Origin of the sequence: Capnocytophaga sp. oral taxon 902, from assembly GCF_013394735.1 — a bacterium.
GTDB classification, from domain to species: domain Bacteria; phylum Bacteroidota; class Bacteroidia; order Flavobacteriales; family Flavobacteriaceae; genus Capnocytophaga; species Capnocytophaga ochracea.
Genome location: NZ_CP058261.1, coordinates 1913387 through 1930842, shown reverse-complemented (window position 1 = coordinate 1930842; position 17456 = coordinate 1913387). Strand labels below are relative to the sequence as shown.

Genomic DNA, 17456 nt, shown 5'->3' with positions numbered 1-17456 from the left:
ATTCGTACCTTTGCGTCGCAATGAGGGTGGTAGCTCATTGTAAACTTCAAATAATAGTTTTCATAATTTAAAGTTTTGGTTGGTTAATGAAGAAGTCCGATAAAAGAATTATCGGACTTTCTTTTTTAATTCTTGCAACACTTCTTCTAAATCAACAAAAAAAGAAGGTAATTGTATTGTAATAGTACTGAAAGGGCAATTACCTTTTAGCTTCTTTGTGATATGAATATGCAAGGCATTGGCTCTCAAATTAAACTCTACATCTTGGCACAAGGCATAAATATAATGAGTTTGTTCATTGTATTCAAAATAGAGTTCTTCTTCATAAGCTAATCTACTTATAGAAAAATATTGCTCCTTATTTACAAAAGTTATTTGCAAAAGCTCTCCCCAATATGGGCGAGGGTTGAGGTCTATTTCTTCAGAGGTAAAAAGTAAGGATTCCATCATAAGTTTTGTTAATCTACCGATTCTAAAAGAACTTCTTTATATCAGGAGTGTTAATGCTGTGAGTTAACGAATGGGCACTTACATTGTAGTGATTAGCTAAATTCTGTCGTAATCATTTTCATTTTGCAACTTAAAAAACTACTCTAAAGGTTTTTGCTTGGTGCTTCTAAAAAATTTTATTACAATTAGATTTTCTTCTTCTATAAAATCATAATACAAAGCAAACTTCCCTTTCATAATTAGTATTTTATATAACTTAACCTCTTCTACAAATTTTGAAAGTAACATAGGATTTTCTTTTAGAAAAACTTCAGTTTTTTCTACCTCATCAATAATTTTATTGGAATAATCGTTATTACAATTCCGTTTACTCCAATAGCGAAGTGTATCTCTAAAGCTTTCAATAGCCTCATTAGTCCAATTAATTTCCATACTCAGCCCTTAGCATTTTAAAAACTTCTTCACTCTTTACCATTTTTCCCTCTTTAGCTTGCTGATGCGATAAGGCTATTCTTTTTAGTTCTTCTTCTGTAAACTCATCATCGGAATCATATTGTTTTATGATTTTCAACATAGTATTATATTCATTTATAGGAACTATAGCTGATACTGTTCTTCCATTACTATCGGTTATAAACTGGATATTTGGATTCTGTGTTAATACTGCAATACTCATAATTCTATTATTTTTTTTACAAAGATACTGATTCTTTCCTGAAAAGCAAGAAGATTTTTAAATTTTAGACTTGAGGAATCTCAGAGAGAGTTAGAAAATATCAGAAAAACTTTGAGATATCAGAAATGAATTTGAACTTCCGGAAGATAACGAAGAAGTTCGAAGGAGGTGAGTCAGGTAAAAGGTGAAAGATGAAAGGTAAAATGGGTATGCTTAGCTTATAGAGAACTTATAGGAAGCTTATACGAATCTTGGACGATTGGTATAGAAAGGGTATATAAACAGTTGATAATGAATAGCTAAAAATGAAGAATAAAACGGATTTTTGAGGGAAATAAATCGACAAATAAGGAAAGTTAAAAGGGCGGTAAGACGATGGTATTAAGAACTGAAGAAATAGAATAATATCAATTATTTTGTTTAGTGTGAATTTTAATACTGCTTCTTTTTCGTGCGGGAGAAAACTGAAAATGAGCCGTGTAAAATGAGAATATTATACAGGTTAATCGTGTAGCGTATACACAAAATGAAGATTTTAGGGATATTGAAGTAAAGAATCTAAAATAGTATTAAGTATTGATAATAAGCTATTTAAGTGTAAAAAAGGCTACTTTATCATTTTTGGCACGCTATTTTCAATATAGATAGTGTAAGTTTGACAGACGGGATGTTAGTAAAACTTGCAAGTGCATTTAAATCATAATAAATGATGACACTAAAAATTGCTTGAAAAAACTGAATTAAACAAAATTACTGAAAAATTGCTATAAGAAACATTGTTAGATAAAAATTATTCATTGAAACAAGATTTTGAGAAGACACAGAGATTGCTAAAATAAACATTGTTAATCAAAATTACTATAAGAAACATTGAATCATTAAAGCAAAGACTGAAAAAACTAAATTACAAAGTCATTTATTAGGCTATTTAAAGACAAAATTTTATGAGAAAAAACAAATACTTTTAAGTTCATAAAATTTTATCAACTTAAAAGTATTCATTTTGGAGTTAGTAGTAGTATTTATATGCATTGTGAAAAAAGACTCTTCCGAAAGGGAGGGTCTTTTTTTAATAGTTAATAATTAGTGATTAATAGTTAATAAGGTATTGCAGTAATTCTTTTGCGACCCCGTACCTCTCTTCTTTAACAGGGGTTGATACATTATTTTAAAAGGGATTAATGACTTTTCGCTATTCGTTATTCACAGTAAGTCTTACGGTTTCTATTTTAGTCTGTGAGCAGGCTTCGATAGTGAAGGTAAAAGGAGGGATTTCTATCACTTCGCCTTGAGTAGGGATTCCTTCGTTATGAAGCACTATAAAACCGCCAAGTGTTTCGTATTCCTCGCTTTCTGGGATATCCAAATGATAGGTTTCATTGAGGTATTCGACCTCTAAACGCGCTGAAAAAAGGTATTCAGTATCGGATATTTGTTCTTCTATAAACTTATCTTTGTCGTGCTCGTCTTCTATTTCGCCAAAGAGTTCTTCTACGATATCTTCTAAGGTTACAATACCCGAAGTACCACCATACTCATCGAGCACTACTGCCATACTCTTGCGTTTGCGGGTGAGAATATTTAGTACTTCGTTTATCTGGATAGTCTCAGGGATATTGACAATAGGAATAAGCACTTCCTTGATGGCTTTTGGTTTCTTGAACATATCGAAAGAGTGCACGTAACCCAAAATATCATCTATATTTTCGTTGTATATTAATATTTTTGAAAACCCTGATGACACAAAGGTAGCAATAAGATTTTCAATAGATTCATTGAGCTCCACGGCTACTATTTCAGTACGCGGAATCATTATTTCACGTGCTTTTACGCCCGAGAACTCCAAGGCGTTTTGGAACATCTGCACCTCACTATCTACCTCTTCTTTTTTAGGAGCGTTTTCCATCTGTTCGGAGATATAATCTACCAGCTCTACTTTAGAGAACGAAAGAGGCACATAATCGCCTTTCGTCTTGAAGAATACGCGCAAGACAAAGTCGGATATCCACATCACAAAGCTGGAAAACGGATAGAACAGCAGATAGAAAAAGTACGCAGGAATAGCAAATACTTTTAGGAGTTGGTTTGCGTAAATCTGGAAGAACACTTTGGGCATAAACTCTGCCGTGATGAGAATTATGAGGGTAGAGATAATGGTATGCCAAAGGACATTTTGGAAAAAAGGAGGCAAAAGAACTGTCATTACCTTTCCCATTTCAAACCCATACACTACAAGGGCTACGTTATTGCCCACAAGCATAGTAGCCAGTAGTTTAGAAGGCTTTCGGGTGAGTTTGGTAAGCACATTAGCAATCACTCCTTCTTGCTTTTTAAGGATTTCTACGTGTACTTTGTTAGACGACACGTAAGCGATTTCAAACCCCGAAAAGAAGGCTGAAAGCACGAGTGTAGTAAGAATAATTATTACAGAAATAGGTTCCATAAGGGTATAATAGAAAAAGGCAGTTGCTATCAACTGCCTTTTATATAAGTGCAACACTTGTTATAATAGCTAAGCTGAGTGCAAGCTTCTTCATTAGTGATTCTTATTTTAAGTCATTCACTCGGCAAAGATACAAAAAAATAGATAATAAACAATCATTTCTTATTTTATTGTTCTGATGTACTCCAAAACTTCACGAGCTTGCTGTTCGTTCAAGCGCTGGTTGAGCATTAAGGTGTTGTACTCTTCTACCAACTTCTTGGCGATAGGGTCTTGCTTCTCCATCACATCGGGATTGAGAATCATATTCATCACCCACTCTGGCGTACGGCGGTCGAGCAAACCTATCATTGCAGGCCCTGTGAGTCTCTTTTTAGGACGATGGCACACGGTGCAATAGGTGTTGAAAGTTTCTTCTCCTTTGGCTGCCATTGTTGCATCGGGGGTATCAGCTAAGGGTGGGGTGATGGTCTTCACGGGGCCTATCCCTTTGTTGTTTTGCCAATCGGGAAAATCGGGCTCTGGTGCACTGTTTGAAGGGGCAGGTGTAGTAGTAGTTGCCTCTTGGGTAGTACTATCGGTGGTGGTGTTATTGTTGTTCGTTCCGCCACCACAAGCGGTTAAAAGTGCCATAGTGGCGAATGTTAAAAAGTGTTTCTTCATTAGTGTATAAAGAAATATAGCTTGCGCTATGAAAATTAATTAAGTATTCTTGTTTGGTAAAGAAATATGGCTAAAGCCATAGAAATTAAACAAAAATCAACAAGAAAATTAAACAAAGGTATAGATTCCCTGTTTGATTTGGTGTGATTTGTTCAATTTATCTCCCTCAGGGAGATTGTTGCCTATAAAAGTTTTACGACTTCCTTAGCAAAATAGCTAGCGATAAGGTCAGCACCGGCACGCTTGATGCTCACAATTTGTTCCATCATTACAGCATCGTGGTCGAGCCAACCGTTGGCAGCAGCAGCTTTCAGCATTGCGTATTCACCCGATACTTGGTAAACAGCTACGGGCACTTCGCTCATATTCTTCACTTCGCGAACGATGTCTAAATAGCAAAGCCCTGGTTTTACCATCACAATATCAGCGCCTTCCTCTATATCCATACGGGTCTCGCGTAAGGCTTCGAGGCGGTTGTGATAGTCCATTTGGTAAGTTTTCTTATCCTTAGGGATATCCTGTTGGTCTACGGGAGCACTGTCGAGTGCATCGCGGAAAGGTCCGTAGAAAGCTGAGGCGTACTTGGCACTATAAGCCATTATCCCTACGTGCTCAAAGCTATTGTCTTCAAGGGTTTCACGCAAGGCGAGGATACGTCCGTCCATCATATCGCTGGGGGCGATGAAATCAGCACCTGCCTGAGCGTGTGAGAGTGCCATTGTACAAAGAGCATTTACAGTAGCATCGTTCACAATGCGTCCGTTTTCCACAATGCCATCGTGACCATAAATAGAATAAGGGTCGAGCGCTACATCAGTCATTACGAGCATTTGGGGTACTGCTTCTTTCACAGTTTTAATAGCGCGTTGCATCAATCCATTGGGGTTGGCTGCTTCTACACCTTTGTTGTCTTTGAGAGCGTCAGGCACTTTCACAAACAGTAATACCGATTTGAGTCCTAAGCTCCAGAGCTCTTTTACTTGTTTTGCCAATAGGTCGAGGCTATAACGGTAATAACCCGGCATAGAGGCTATTTCTTCTTTTACGCCAGTACCTTCAACTACAAAGAGAGGCACAAGAAAATCATCAGGGGTAACAATCGTTTCTTTTACCAAACTACGTACCGTATCGTTTACGCGCAAACGGCGGTTTCTTCTCAGTGGATACATTATATTTAGTTATTAATTTTTAATGATTAATATTTAGTCCTTATTTATCTTTTTACCTACTATCTGCCAGTGTGGCTCCCTCCTTTTACCTCAAAAAACTCCTTCACTTCTTTTTCAAAAATCTCTATGGGATAAGTGTGTGCCATAGTATTCAAGAGGTGAATTTCTATATTTTGCTGAGGACTCATATCTTCTCGGAGAACTGATAGCGACTCCCACGGTGTGATGACGTCGTCCTGCAAACCGATAACTATCTGCATATAAGCGCGGTAATTAGGGTTGGGTTGGGTGTTAAAAGGCACTTCGTGTCGATAGGTAAGCGCAGGATTGAACAACAAGCAAGGTTTTTCAAGCTTTTGAGCGAGGTAATAGACAATGAGCCCTCCAAGACTCGAACCTATAAGCACATCAACCTCAGCATACTCTTTTTGTAACTCAGCAAAGAGGTTAGGCGCATTCCGATAGTCAATCGTAGGGGCGAAGATTTCACCGTAAGGGGTGAGCACTGCGCGCCTATCGTCTTGTAAGTAGCTATCGAGACCGTGTAAATAGAGTATTTCCATAATGAGTGCAAAAGTACAAAACATTTTTTAATTGACAAATTTGTCTTCTGTTGGCTATAGTCAGAAGTGTTTCGTTTAGAAAATTGACTTTAACAAAATTTAAAACTTCACTCAACTTAAACCCCTCTTCTTATCACCTCAAAATCAACTTAAAAGCACCTTTTCTTCGTCTTAGCTTCGCCTTACCTTCGCCTTAGGTTCGCTTTAGGTTCGTCTCAGAAGGCTCCAAAATTCATTTTCCTTTTTCCACCTTTATGTTTCAATATTTTTCTTTTCACTGAAAAAATTAGTATCATCTATCTGTTTTCTCTTCTGCTAATTTGCTAATTCCCGCATAAAGATATATATTTGCACTCTTATAATAAAAAACAACCTATATGTTCCAAACACCTTATAACGCAGCGCCCTTTTCGCGCTTTGCTCCTACCGACTATCTACCAGCCATCCAAAAAGCTATTGCCAAAAGCCTCAAAGAAATCGATACCATTGCTCATAATCCAGAAGTGCCTACCTATATGAATACAATACAGCCTTTGGCTTATGTGGGATTAGAACTCGACCGACTTACGGCGATGTTCTTCAACTTGAACAGTGCCGAAACGAACGAAACCCTGCAAGCAGAAGCTCAACGCATCTCGCCTCTGCTCACCGATTACAGCAACGATATCCGTTTGAACGAAGTGCTTTTTAAACGTGTTGAAGCAGTTTACAAAACCCGCAATTACCTTTCCGCTTCACCAGAACAACATACTCTCCTTGAAAAGACTTATAAGAGTTTTACTCGCAATGGTGCAAATTTATCATTGAATGATAAAGAGCATTTGCGCAGAATTGACAAGGAATTGGCGCGCCTCAAACTGAAGTATTCAGAAAATGTATTGGCTGAAACACAGCATTACCAATGGGTGATTACCCATAAAGAAGAGCTTAGCGGTCTGCCCGACTTTGTATTAGAGATGCTCGCTACCGAAGCAAAAAAATGCCATAAAGAAGGTTGGGTAATCACCCTCGACCTGCCTGTCTATACCGCCGTGATGAAATATGCTAATAACCGTGAGTTACGCCGTAAACTTTTTATTGACTATCATAGCCGTTGTGCAGGTGATAGTGCTTATAATAACGAAGCCAATGTATTGCGTATCGCTGAGTTACGTGCCCAACGCGCCTCACTGTTGGGTTATCCTGATTATGCGTCTTTGGTATTAGAAGAGCGTATGGCAGAAACATCAGAAAAGGTAATGGATTTCTTGAATAAACTTTTAGCTAAAGCCAAACCGCAAGCAATCAAAGAATTGGAAGAGCTAAAAGCCTTTTCAGGACTTGATGACTTTCAGCAATGGGATTTTGCTTATTATGCCGAAAAACTGAAACAACAGCGCTATCAAATAGATGATTCTCTATTAAAACCCTACTTATCTTTGGATAAAGCAGTGGAAGGAATGTTTGCAGTAGCACATAAGCTCTACGGTTTGCACTTCACCCTTACCGATGAGGTAGAAAAGTATCACCCCGAAGTACAAACCTACAAAGTAACCGATGATAAAGGAGAATATCTCGCCCTTTTCTACACCGATTTCTTTCCACGTACAGGCAAACGCAATGGTGCGTGGATGACCTCTTACAAAGAGCAATATACTGATAATGAGGGGAAGGATTCGCGTCCACACATTTCCATAGTGTGTAACTTCACGCGCCCTACTGCTTCGGCTCCTTCCTTGCTCACCTTCAACGAACTGACGACTCTCTTCCACGAGTTTGGGCACGCTCTTCACGGTATGCTTTCTAAGGTTACGTACCCTTCTCTAAGCGGTACTAATGTAGCCCGCGACTTTGTAGAGCTTCCCAGCCAGCTGATGGAGAACTGGTGTTACGAAGAAGAAACCTTGCGTCTTTTTGCAACACATTACCAAACAGGTGAGCCTTTGCCCATAGAATGGGTGCAAAAAATAAAAGAAGCTGGTGTTTTTATGGAAGGACTTTTAAGTGTGCGTCAGTTAAATTTCGGGTTCTTAGATATGGCGTGGCATACCTACCCTCATTTGGAACGCCTTGAAGATGTTCGCACTTTTGAACAAACAGTTACCAAAGAAACCCAACTCTATCCAACTGTAGAAGCAATGTGTATTTCGCCCGCCTTTTCACATATTTTTAGTGGAGGTTATGCCGCAGGGTATTATAGTTACAAATGGTCGGAAGTGTTAGATGCTGATGCTTTTGAAGTTTTTAAGGAATCAGGTATTTTTAATACTGAGGTAGCTACTCGTTTCCGCAGAGAAGTGCTCAGCAAAGGTAGTAGTGAGAAGGAAATGACCCTTTACAAACGCTTTCGTGGAAAAGAGCCCTCTATAGATGCTTTAATGAGAAGAACAGGATTCGACTTAGATAAGAGATAAAATAAGATAGAAGATGAGTATCAATTAATAATAATCAAGTATGACAACAGAAAATACACAATTGGTAATCCTTGATATTCAAGGAAAGTTATCACAAATCGTTTATAAATCGGAAGAGGTGTTACACAACAGCAGGATTCTTATTGAGGGATGCAAGCTCTTAGAGCTTCCTATCATTTGGGTGGAGCAAATGCCCGATAAGTTGGGTGCTACTCACCCTGTGATTGCTGAGATATTAGAAGGCAAAACCTCCGTGAAGAAAAGTAGCTTTTCAGCTTGGGGTAATGCTGAGTTCCGCAAGGAGCTTAGGACTAACAATCGCAAGCACGTATTGCTTATAGGTATTGAAACCCATATCTGTATTTACCAAACTGCGCTCGATTTGCTCGCTGAAGGTTATGAAGTATCCGTAATTGCCGATGCAGTATCTTCGCGTACCGAAAGCAATAAGCTCATCGGGCTCACAATGCTACGTGATGCAGGAGCTACTCTATTAAGCACCGAAGCGGCACTCTTTGCCCTCTTGCGCACTGCCGAACACCCGCGATTTAAGGAAATAGCAAGATTAGTGAAATAATGATTAATGGCTAATGATTAATAAAAAGGCTGTAAGAGTTTTCTTACAGCCTTTTTACATTAACATTCTCCTACTTTTCCACTTTAATAGTGAGCACAGGTGTGCTGGAGTGATTTACAAGGTCACTACTGATACTTCCATTGAAGAAGTGAGCAATACCCTTACGTCCGTTAGGGAACATACAGATAAGGTCTATATTGTTTTCCTTCACATAGTTTAAGATTCCTGTTTCTACACGAATATCGTTATAAACGTGTGTTTCAAAATGCTGATGAGAGTGTTCAGCTTCTTTAAGGAACTCTTCCATACGTTTATTTATTTCGGAAGTAGTAAGGAACTGGTAAGGAGTATTAACATACACCAAATCAACCTTAGCACCAAATACTTTAGCAAGTTTCAATGCCTTTTCAAAAGGTTTTAAAAATCGTTTAGAGAAATCGCAACCAAACATCATATGTTTAATTTTGAGTTTTTCGTGTGGATTTTTAATTACCAATACAGGCACAGAGGCAGAGCGGACTACTTTTTCAGCATTAGAGCCTATAAAGAGTTCTTTGGCGCCTGAAGCCCCATTAGAGCCCATAAACACAAGGTCGATATGGTATTTCTTTACAACTTCTTCCACAGCTTCGGGTAGCGGAGCGGTTTCAACAAGGTCAATCACTTCGACAGTGGTATCAATTTCCTTTTTAAGGTCGTTGAAACGCTGTTTAGTAAGGTTGAGAAAATACATTGCTTCGGGTACCGATACTTGACTTTCGGTCATTAAGCGGATAGGAAGTTCAATGGCGTGCAACACATATACTTTGGCATTGTGTTGCTTGGCTAAGTTAATCGCAACGTGTAGTGAAGCGATTGACTTTTCTGAAAAATCGGTGGTTACTAAAATGTTTTTCATAAGAATCTATTTTTTTTAGTTAAAAGTTATGAGTTTAGAGTTATGAAAGCGACCTACTCTAAAATTAGGTTTAGCTTATACAAAGCTTATACGAATCTTGAACGATTGTTATACAAAGGGTATATAAAGCATTCATTAACAGGTTTTTTATCAGATGTTTTTATCAAGGAAAAAAGTATTACAACGGCGGTAATTACTGTTTTTATTATTCTTAACAATCAGTTTATTAGTACTTTAAACGCCTTTATGGCTTACCGAATGCCTATCTATACAAATATTGATAGCTTTATGCGTTAGTTAAATTTCACGTGGTAAAGGTACTACTTATTTTTATAACTTCCAAACTTTTTTTACTTTTTTTCTTGTTATTTAGAAAATTCGTCGTATCTTTGCACCGAAAAGTAATACTTGAGGGGACATTTAAGTCCCCTCTTTTTATAGCAAATGAATTTCAAAGACCACGTTAAAGAGTTAGTTAATAAGGCTTTAAGCGAGCACCCTGAACTGTTTCTAACCGATTTAAGCGTAGGAACTGACAATACCATTCGCGTGACTATCGACGGAGATAAGGGCGTGGGTATTAACGATTGTATAGAGCTTAGTCGTGCTATTGAAAACTCTTTAGACCGCGAGGTGGTGGATTTCGCCCTGGAGGTTACTTCGTTTGGTGCTACTGAGCCTTTTGTAATGGAACGCCAATACACTAAAAATGTGGGTAGAACCGTGCAAATCACAACACTCGATGGTAAAACACACGAAGGAGTACTGAAAGGCATTGTTGAAGGTAAAGCCGTACTCGAAACTGAAACTCGCGAACCGAAGCCCGTAGGTAAAGGTAAAATCACTGTAAAAAAAGAGCACTTGTTTGCGCTCACCGATATAAAAGAAACTAAAGTAATCATTAAATTTTAATTAAACGTATATGAATAGTCTTGAATTAATCGAATCATTCTCGGAGTTTAAAGATGATAAACTCATCAATCGCGAAACCTTGATGGCTATTTTGGAAGAGGTTTTCCGCAATACTCTAAAAAAGAAATATGGCTCTGACGATAATTTCGATATTATTATCAACCCCGATAAAGGCGACTTACAAATCTTTCGTAACCGTGTGGTAGTGGAAGACGGTGCAGTAACAAACGACAATCAGCAAATTGAACTTTCGGTAGCTCGCAAAATTGAACCCGATTTTGAGGTAGGAGAAGACGTTTCAGAGGAAATTAAAATTAATGACTTGGGTCGGCGTGCTATCTTAGCTTTACGCCAAAACTTGATTTCTAAAATTCACGAATACGATAGTATGACTATCTATCAGCGTTTCAAAGACTTGATAGGTCAGCTATACGTAGCCGAAATACACCATATCCGTCACAAAGCTATCATCTTGTTAGACGACGAAGGCAATGAGATTATCCTTCCTAAGGAAAAACAAATTCCGTCGGACTTCTTTAAGAAAGGCGAGCACGTGCGCGGAATTATTGAATCAGTAGAGCTGAAAAGTACTAAGCCTACCATTATTATGTCGCGTACCTCTCCCCTATTCTTAGAGCGTTTGTTCGAACAAGAAATCCCCGAGATTGCCGACGGGCTTATCACTATTAACAAGGTGGTACGTATCCCAGGAGAGAAAGCAAAAGTGGCTGTAGATTCATTCGACGATCGTATTGATGCGGTAGGTGCGTGCGTAGGTGTGCGTGGGTCTCGTATTCACGGTATTGTGCGCGAGTTGGGCAATGAGAATATTGATGTATTACCATTCACCAATAACCCACAACTGCTCATTACCCGTGCCCTGGCGCCTGCACGTGTATCTTCAGTGGTTATCAACGAAGAAGAAAAACGTGCCGATGTGTATTTGGCAAATGAAGAAGTATCGAAAGCCATTGGTAAATCGGGCTATAACATTCGCTTAGCGAGTCAGCTTTCAGGCTATGAAATCGACGTATATCGCGAAGGAGCAACCGAAGAAGATATTGAGCTTAGCGAGTTTAACGACGAAATTGAAGAATGGGTGATTGAAGAACTGCAAAAAGCAGGACTTGATACAGCTAAGAGTGTATTGGAACTTTCTGCCGAAGAGCTAATGCAACGCACTGACCTCGAAGAAGAGAGCGTAAACGAAGTGCTACGCATTTTGGCAGAAGAGTTTGAATAGGGTAAAAGAAAAAATCTGTGAAAGCAGAGTATATGAGGGAGGTAGATTCCCTACAACTTAAACAAAGAATAATGTATCCTTTCTTCTTAAAAGGGAAATGGATTTTAATAAACATATATGAGCGAGGGAAAAAAAATAAGATTAAGCAAAGTTTTAAAGGAGTTCAATATCTCTATGGTAACAGCCGTAGAATATCTGAAGAAGGAGAAAGGGATAGAAATAGAATCTAACCCTAATACTTCTATTACAGAAGATATTGTGAAGTTCCTTTCGAACAAATTTAACGCCGACAAGAGTAAGCGTGAGGTTTCAAAAGAGATAGTGGAAGACAAGCGCAAAGAGCGTGAGGCTATCCGCATAGAGCAAGAGAAAGAAAACCAAGAGAAGCGCAAACAGCAGGAGCAAGAAGTGATAAAAGCTAAGGCTCAACTGGCTGGGCTCAAACCTGTAGGTAAAATAGACCTTGAAGAAGGTAATAAAAAAGAAGGAACAGCTCCTACTCAAGAAGCACCAGAACCAGAAATTACTACTTCAAAGCAGGAAGTAACTACTTCTAAAATAAAGACAACAACCTTGAAGCAAGAAGCAACTCCTGGAACAGTGCAATCTCAGCCGTCTGCCAAGAACAATAAAGAAAAAGATAAGAAAAAAGACAACAATAAACCCGACGCTCAAAAGAATAAATCTGCTTATCAAAATCCATTGGCACAAACCGTTGCTACGCAAAAGAAGAAGGAACAACAGAACCATAACTCTAAGGAAGAACTCACCTCTGAGATTCCCGCAGGTGTAATTGAAACCCAGTACCAAAAGCTCACAGGTCCTAAAGTAGTGGGTGAGAAAATAGACCTCAGTCAGTTTGAGAAAAAGAAGAAAAAGCGCAAACGCAACCGTCACAAAGACAAGGATAAAGAGACTCAAATTACTACTAATAGCGCTACTGATACTACCGGCGACAGCGAAAAACGCAAACGCATTCGCATTCGCAAAGATGAAGTGAATGTGGCTAAAGGTGGTGACAACACGAAGAAAGAAAAGAAAAACAAGATTATTGCCAAAATAGAACCTTCTGAAGAAGAAGTACAAAAACAAGTGCGCGAAACCCTCGAGCGCTTGCAAGGTAAAGGTACAAAATCTAAGGGGGCTAAATACCGCAAAGAAAAACGAGAAACACACCGACAAAAGGTAGAACAAGAGCTCGCAGAACAAGAACAACAAGAAAAAATACTAAAAGTAACCGAGTTTGTAACAGTAAACGAACTGGCTACAATGATGGATGTGCCTATCAATAAGGTGATTGGTGCGTGTATGTCTCTCGGTATTATGGTAACAATGAACCAGCGTCTCGATGCCGAGACCCTCTCAATAGTAGCTGATGAGTTTGGCTATGAGGTGGAATTTGCAACAGCTAACATCGAAGAAGCTATCCATACCGAAGAAGATCAACCTGAAGATTTAGTACCTCGTGCTCCTATTGTTACTGTAATGGGTCACGTAGACCACGGTAAAACATCGCTCTTAGACTACATTCGTAAAGAAAATGTAATTGCAGGTGAAAGCGGGGGTATAACTCAGCACATTGGGGCTTACAGCGTGAAATTAGAAAGTGGTGAACGTATCACTTTCCTCGATACTCCTGGTCACGAAGCTTTTACTGCTATGCGTGCTCGTGGTACCAAGGTAACCGATATTGCCATTATTGTGGTAGCTGCCGACGACGATGTAATGCCTCAAACCAAAGAGGCTATTAGTCACGCACAAGCCGCAGGAGTACCTATTATTTTTGCCATTAACAAGATTGATAAACCGAATGCAAACCCCGATAAAATTAAAGAACACTTGGCGACTATGAACCTTCTCATAGAAGAATGGGGCGGTAAAATACAGTCGCAGGATATTTCGGCAAAGCAAGGTATCGGTGTATCTGAACTATTGGAAAAAGTACTCTTAGAAGCTGAAATCCTCGAACTGAAAGCAAATCCTAACAAACCGGCGGTAGGTACTGTAGTGGAAGCAGCTCTTGACAAAGGTCGCGGATATGTATCTACTATATTGGTAGAATCGGGTACGTTGCACGTAGGCGACTATGTACTGGCGGGTACCAACTCTGGTAAAATACGTGCTATGCACGACGAACGAGGTAAGAAGGTAAAAGAAGCAGGCCCTTCTACTCCTATTTCTATCTTAGGATTGGACGGTGCTCCACAAGCAGGTGATAAATTCTACGTGTTTGAAGACGAAAAAGAAGCCAAACAGATTGTAGCTAAACGCGCTCAATTACAACGCGAACAATCAGTACGTACGCAACGCCACATCACCCTCGACGAGATAGGGCGACGTATTGCTCTCGGTGACTTCAAACAGTTGAATATTATTCTTAAAGGTGACGTAGATGGCTCGGTAGAAGCTCTTACCGACTCTTTCCAAAAGCTCTCTACTGAAGAGATACAAGTGTCTATCATTCATAAAGGCGTGGGAGCAATTACCGAGTCTGATGTATTATTGGCTTCTGCCTCCGATGCTATTATCATTGGTTTCAACGTTCGTCCGATGACTAACGCACGCGCCTTGGCAGAAAAAGAATCTATCGATATCCGTACCTACTCTATCATCTACGACGCTATCAACGACCTCAAAGACGCAATGGAAGGAATGCTTTCTCCTGTCTTCAAAGAAGAGGTTACTGGTACTGTAGAAATACGCGAACTCTTCAAGATTTCTAAAGTAGGAACCATTGCGGGCTGTATGGTAACCGATGGTAAAATCTACCGCAACTCTAAGATACGTCTATTGCGTGACAATGTGGTGATTTATACGGGTGAACTTTCTTCACTTAAACGTTTCAAAGACGATGTAAAAGAGGTGAGCAAAGGTTATGATTGCGGTTTGCAGATCAAGAACTATAACGACATTCACGAAGGTGATATAATAGAAGCCTTCCAAGAAGTAGCTGTAAAGAAGAAACTGTAAAAAGTGATATAATAAAAAAGCGCCTTAGGGCGCTTTTTTTATATCTCTGAACTAATTATTACTACTGCTATTGAAAAAAGCTTTGTGGTAAAAATCAGCTAATAACACTGAGATAGCATCCATTTTTTGCTGAGGGGATAGCTTTTGAGCAATGGTTTGATAAATCTCTTCTTTATGTTGTTCAGCAAAGTTACTGAGCAGTCCTTTTTCTTGAATCAAATGTTCCATAGTAATATTTTTCAGCTCATTAAGCATCCAAAGATGTGCTTGATAGCCTTCCTCTGCTTTGTGTAGCAATTCTTGATTTTCAGCAGTATTATTCAAGTCATAGGCTTGTTTCTTAGCAAAGAGGTCTGCTTTAAACTTGTCATCACTCTCCAATGCCTGTTTATACAAATTCTTCAAACAACGGAATACAAAATAACGATAATCAGCTTGTTGCTTCTTAGCTTTTTCTACAAGTAGCTTTTGCTCTTGTAACAAACGTTTCTTATCTTTCTTAGCACTTACTTGCAACTGACGGTGTACTTCTGCAATTTGAGTATTCAGTTCTCCCATAAAACTCAAATCAGTGATGTTTGAAAGCTCAGGTATATCTTTTATAACTACCACTTCCTCAGTAGTTTTAGTTGCTTGTTCAATAGGCTCTTCGGTAGTTGCAGGAACTTCTGGTATTACTTTCTCCTCTTGTAATGGAATAGTATCCTTAGATTTCTCAAGTTCTTCTGCTTTTTCAACTTTTTGCTTTTTCTCTTTACGAGGCTTTTTCTCTTTAGGAGTTTTCTCCTTTTTCTTAAACTTAAACGATGGGAAAGGCAATTCTACCTTTTCAAAATGGTAGGTATAACCTACACTCACATTAGTACTTTGTGCCGAAGTGTTTTGAGTGTCACTTTCAGCATTGCGGAATGACTGTAAGGCGCTCAAGGTAAACTGGTGGTTTTTCCAAGGAAGGAAGTTTATATTTAGTTGCACATTAGCTGTACTACCTTTGGAGGTATCCGATTGTGAAATACTATAGTTTCCTAACAGTGTCGTGTTGAGTTTGCCCTCAAAAAACGCTTTACCTACTGTAAGCGAAGGTCCCATCACTTGTGTTTTTTCTCTTGAGACAATACTGTACGAGTAGTTGAACGAAGGAGACAAACTGAGTTTGCTTTCAGGGAATTGTAGTATATAAGTCGCACCCGCGTTGTGAAAACGCGAAATACCTCCTCTGCGTACTATATCATTTTGTTTATTCACCACATCGTTGAAAGAATACGAAAGAGTTATATTCTGTTTTTCATTTATGGCATAAGCTATATTGGCATTCGTGTTTTGTGATACTTGTCGGTAGTTGATAGAATCTTGAGGATGTTCATAGAGTTGCGGATTGTTGATTCTATCAAAAGGATTGATAAGTTTATTAGTAAACATCGTAAAGTTGCTATAACTTCCTGAAAGAGATAGTTTAGACGTAACCTTGGCATTTACATTGGCTGAGCCTACCCACTGGTTGGACTGTTTAGGTTTTTGTTGGTTTAAATTGTCGTGTTGTCGCCCTATGCTAGTAGCTATTGACACATTGCCATTAAATAAATTCAACGAACTGTTTAGGGTGATATTCTCCATATCGTTTACAAAATAGTAAGCCCCTAAGGTCTTGTAATCGGGGTCTACTTTCTCGTAACGCACCCCTACACTCGCCTTCGTGAAAATAAAGTTAATACCTGCATTGTAAGCTGTAAAATCCTGCTTCTGGCTTTGAGTATTGCCCAAAAGACTTAAAGCATATTCACCAAACACTTCTACAAAATGCAGAGGTTTATATTTAGCAAATCCTGAATACACTTGGTTGGATAGTGGATATATTTTCTTCTCATCGGGAATAGGTACCGATAGAGAATTAGCTTTATCGTTAGCAAAGAAAAGAATTCCGCCTATTTCTAAATCTTCTTTTTTATAGGAGAGCTTCGTGCTGTAACCCCAACGCTCATAGGTAGGTATGGTTTGAGGGCGACCGTCGTATTCAGTTGCTTTGGCAAGTCGACCTCCCATAAACGAAGCTCTTAAAGGGTATTTTTCAGGTGTGAGCTCTAAACCTCCTCCTGTGAATTGTAGACCGTTGAATGTATAAGGAGAAAAGCTCATACTCACATCACCTATATGTGCTAAAATCCATTTGTATTTAGGGTGCAGACTTAGGCGATTAAACTTAAAGGGAATTTGGTAGTCTAAAGCATCTCCTTGATTGGTGTATCGATAATTGATAGGCATCGTCCAATCGTAAAAGCCCAAAGTGATATTACCATTGAAGAAATACAAGAAAGGTTCATTAGTAGCACTATCAGACGCCTGGTTATACACACCACTTACCGAAGCACTCCCCGAGATAGAAAAAGGTTTCTTCTTGAGTTTTTCTTTCAGTTGAGTATCTATATTCTCTAAATCTACCTGCTGAGCTAAAAGAGGTAGAGAAAGTAATACAAAGAATACAAGTAGGTAAGTTCGCGCCAT

General features: G+C 38.9%; 15 protein-coding genes. 6 read left to right on the top strand and 9 right to left on the bottom strand.

The features are described 5' to 3' along the window. Window positions 1–108 precede the first annotated feature (108 nt). The 7 genes from HW278_RS08365 to HW278_RS08335 form a co-directional block, all read right to left on the bottom strand. Window positions 109–447 carry a transcriptional regulator gene (locus HW278_RS08365; protein WP_178977998.1) on the bottom strand — a complete coding sequence of 113 codons (339 nt, stop codon included), beginning with the start codon at window positions 445–447 and terminating at the stop codon, window positions 109–111. 141 nt (window positions 448–588) lie between these two features. Next, window positions 589–882, bottom strand: a complete 294-nt coding sequence (locus HW278_RS08360) for a type II toxin-antitoxin system RelE/ParE family toxin (protein ID WP_009420238.1) — start codon at window positions 880–882, stop codon at window positions 589–591. Beyond that, window positions 872–1126, bottom strand: coding sequence for a hypothetical protein (locus HW278_RS08355; protein ID WP_015782430.1), 255 nt, complete (start codon window positions 1124–1126; stop codon window positions 872–874). The genes HW278_RS08360 and HW278_RS08355 overlap by 11 nt, the downstream gene beginning before the upstream one ends. Window positions 1127–2318: 1192 nt before the next feature. Continuing rightward, the gene (locus HW278_RS08350; RefSeq protein ID WP_041546941.1) at window positions 2319–3569 is read right to left on the bottom strand and encodes a hemolysin family protein; all 1251 of its coding nucleotides are present in this window, start codon (window positions 3567–3569) and stop codon (window positions 2319–2321) included. A 162-nt stretch (window positions 3570–3731) separates the two neighbouring features. Beyond that, window positions 3732–4232, bottom strand: a complete 501-nt coding sequence (locus HW278_RS08345; protein ID WP_178977530.1) for a c-type cytochrome — start codon at window positions 4230–4232, stop codon at window positions 3732–3734. A 182-nt stretch (window positions 4233–4414) separates the two neighbouring features. Next, window positions 4415–5401: a porphobilinogen synthase gene (hemB, locus tag HW278_RS08340; RefSeq protein WP_178977529.1), complete on the bottom strand. Its 987-nt coding sequence runs from the start codon at window positions 5399–5401 to the stop codon at window positions 4415–4417. Window positions 5402–5460: 59 nt separating this feature from the next. Continuing rightward, window positions 5461–5988 (bottom strand): YqiA/YcfP family alpha/beta fold hydrolase, encoded by a 528-nt coding sequence (locus tag HW278_RS08335; RefSeq protein ID WP_178977528.1) that lies wholly within the window; start codon window positions 5986–5988, stop codon window positions 5461–5463. Window positions 5989–6341: 353 nt separating this feature from the next. Between HW278_RS08335 and HW278_RS08330 the strand changes: the two genes are divergently transcribed. Both HW278_RS08330 and HW278_RS08325 read left to right on the top strand, forming a co-directional pair. Continuing rightward, window positions 6342–8357, top strand: coding sequence for a M3 family metallopeptidase (locus HW278_RS08330; RefSeq protein ID WP_178977527.1), 2016 nt, complete (start codon window positions 6342–6344; stop codon window positions 8355–8357). A gap of 40 nt (window positions 8358–8397) precedes the next feature. Then, on the top strand, window positions 8398–8934 hold the full coding sequence (locus HW278_RS08325) for an isochorismatase family protein (protein WP_178977526.1): 537 nt from the start codon (window positions 8398–8400) through the stop codon (window positions 8932–8934). 70 nt (window positions 8935–9004) lie between these two features. On the opposite strand, the gene HW278_RS08320 is transcribed toward HW278_RS08325, so the two are convergent. Then, window positions 9005–9832 carry a universal stress protein gene (locus tag HW278_RS08320; RefSeq protein WP_178977525.1) on the bottom strand — a complete coding sequence of 276 codons (828 nt, stop codon included), beginning with the start codon at window positions 9830–9832 and terminating at the stop codon, window positions 9005–9007. A gap of 42 nt (window positions 9833–9874) precedes the next feature. Here HW278_RS08320 and HW278_RS08315 point away from each other — a divergent pair, with 42 nt between their 5' ends. The 4 genes from HW278_RS08315 (at window position 9875) to infB (ending at window position 14957) form a co-directional block, all read left to right on the top strand. Next, a complete protein-coding gene (locus HW278_RS08315; RefSeq protein WP_178976536.1) occupies window positions 9875–10129 on the top strand; it encodes a hypothetical protein in 255 nt (84 codons plus the stop codon). Between the two features lie 147 nt (window positions 10130–10276). Then, window positions 10277–10744, top strand: coding sequence for a ribosome assembly cofactor RimP (gene rimP / locus HW278_RS08310; RefSeq protein WP_178977524.1), 468 nt, complete (start codon window positions 10277–10279; stop codon window positions 10742–10744). 10 nt (window positions 10745–10754) lie between these two features. Further along, window positions 10755–11987 (top strand): transcription termination factor NusA, encoded by a 1233-nt coding sequence (gene nusA / locus HW278_RS08305; protein ID WP_178977523.1) that lies wholly within the window; start codon window positions 10755–10757, stop codon window positions 11985–11987. Between the two features lie 117 nt (window positions 11988–12104). Next, window positions 12105–14957, top strand: a complete 2853-nt coding sequence (infB, locus tag HW278_RS08300; RefSeq protein WP_178977522.1) for a translation initiation factor IF-2 — start codon at window positions 12105–12107, stop codon at window positions 14955–14957. A gap of 51 nt (window positions 14958–15008) precedes the next feature. On the opposite strand, the gene HW278_RS08295 is transcribed toward infB, so the two are convergent. Then, entirely contained in the window at window positions 15009–17456 is a 2448-nt protein-coding gene (locus HW278_RS08295; protein WP_178977521.1) for a TonB-dependent receptor, read from the bottom strand.

Excerpts from the sequence above, each read along its gene's own strand:
- nusA (WP_178977523.1), top strand. The coding sequence starts at position 10,755 with ATGAATAGTCTTGAATTAATCGAATCATTCTCGGAGTTTAAAGATGAT.
- HW278_RS08320 (WP_178977525.1), bottom strand. The coding sequence starts at position 9,832 with ATGAAAAACATTTTAGTAACCACCGATTTTTCAGAAAAGTCAATCGCT.
- HW278_RS08360 (WP_009420238.1), bottom strand. The coding sequence starts at position 882 with ATGGAAATTAATTGGACTAATGAGGCTATTGAAAGCTTTAGAGATACA.
- hemB (WP_178977529.1), bottom strand. The coding sequence starts at position 5,401 with ATGTATCCACTGAGAAGAAACCGCCGTTTGCGCGTAAACGATACGGTA.
- HW278_RS08315 (WP_178976536.1), top strand. The coding sequence starts at position 9,875 with ATGAAAGCGACCTACTCTAAAATTAGGTTTAGCTTATACAAAGCTTAT.
- rimP (WP_178977524.1), top strand. The coding sequence starts at position 10,277 with ATGAATTTCAAAGACCACGTTAAAGAGTTAGTTAATAAGGCTTTAAGC.
- HW278_RS08355 (WP_015782430.1), bottom strand. The coding sequence starts at position 1,126 with ATGAGTATTGCAGTATTAACACAGAATCCAAATATCCAGTTTATAACC.
- HW278_RS08335 (WP_178977528.1), bottom strand. The coding sequence starts at position 5,988 with ATGTTTTGTACTTTTGCACTCATTATGGAAATACTCTATTTACACGGT.
- HW278_RS08295 (WP_178977521.1), bottom strand. The coding sequence starts at position 17,456 with ATGGCGCGAACTTACCTACTTGTATTCTTTGTATTACTTTCTCTACCT.
- HW278_RS08325 (WP_178977526.1), top strand. The coding sequence starts at position 8,398 with ATGACAACAGAAAATACACAATTGGTAATCCTTGATATTCAAGGAAAG.
- HW278_RS08345 (WP_178977530.1), bottom strand. The coding sequence starts at position 4,232 with ATGAAGAAACACTTTTTAACATTCGCCACTATGGCACTTTTAACCGCT.
- HW278_RS08350 (WP_041546941.1), bottom strand. The coding sequence starts at position 3,569 with ATGGAACCTATTTCTGTAATAATTATTCTTACTACACTCGTGCTTTCA.
- HW278_RS08330 (WP_178977527.1), top strand. The coding sequence starts at position 6,342 with ATGTTCCAAACACCTTATAACGCAGCGCCCTTTTCGCGCTTTGCTCCT.
- infB (WP_178977522.1), top strand. The coding sequence starts at position 12,105 with ATGAGCGAGGGAAAAAAAATAAGATTAAGCAAAGTTTTAAAGGAGTTC.
- HW278_RS08365 (WP_178977998.1), bottom strand. The coding sequence starts at position 447 with ATGGAATCCTTACTTTTTACCTCTGAAGAAATAGACCTCAACCCTCGC.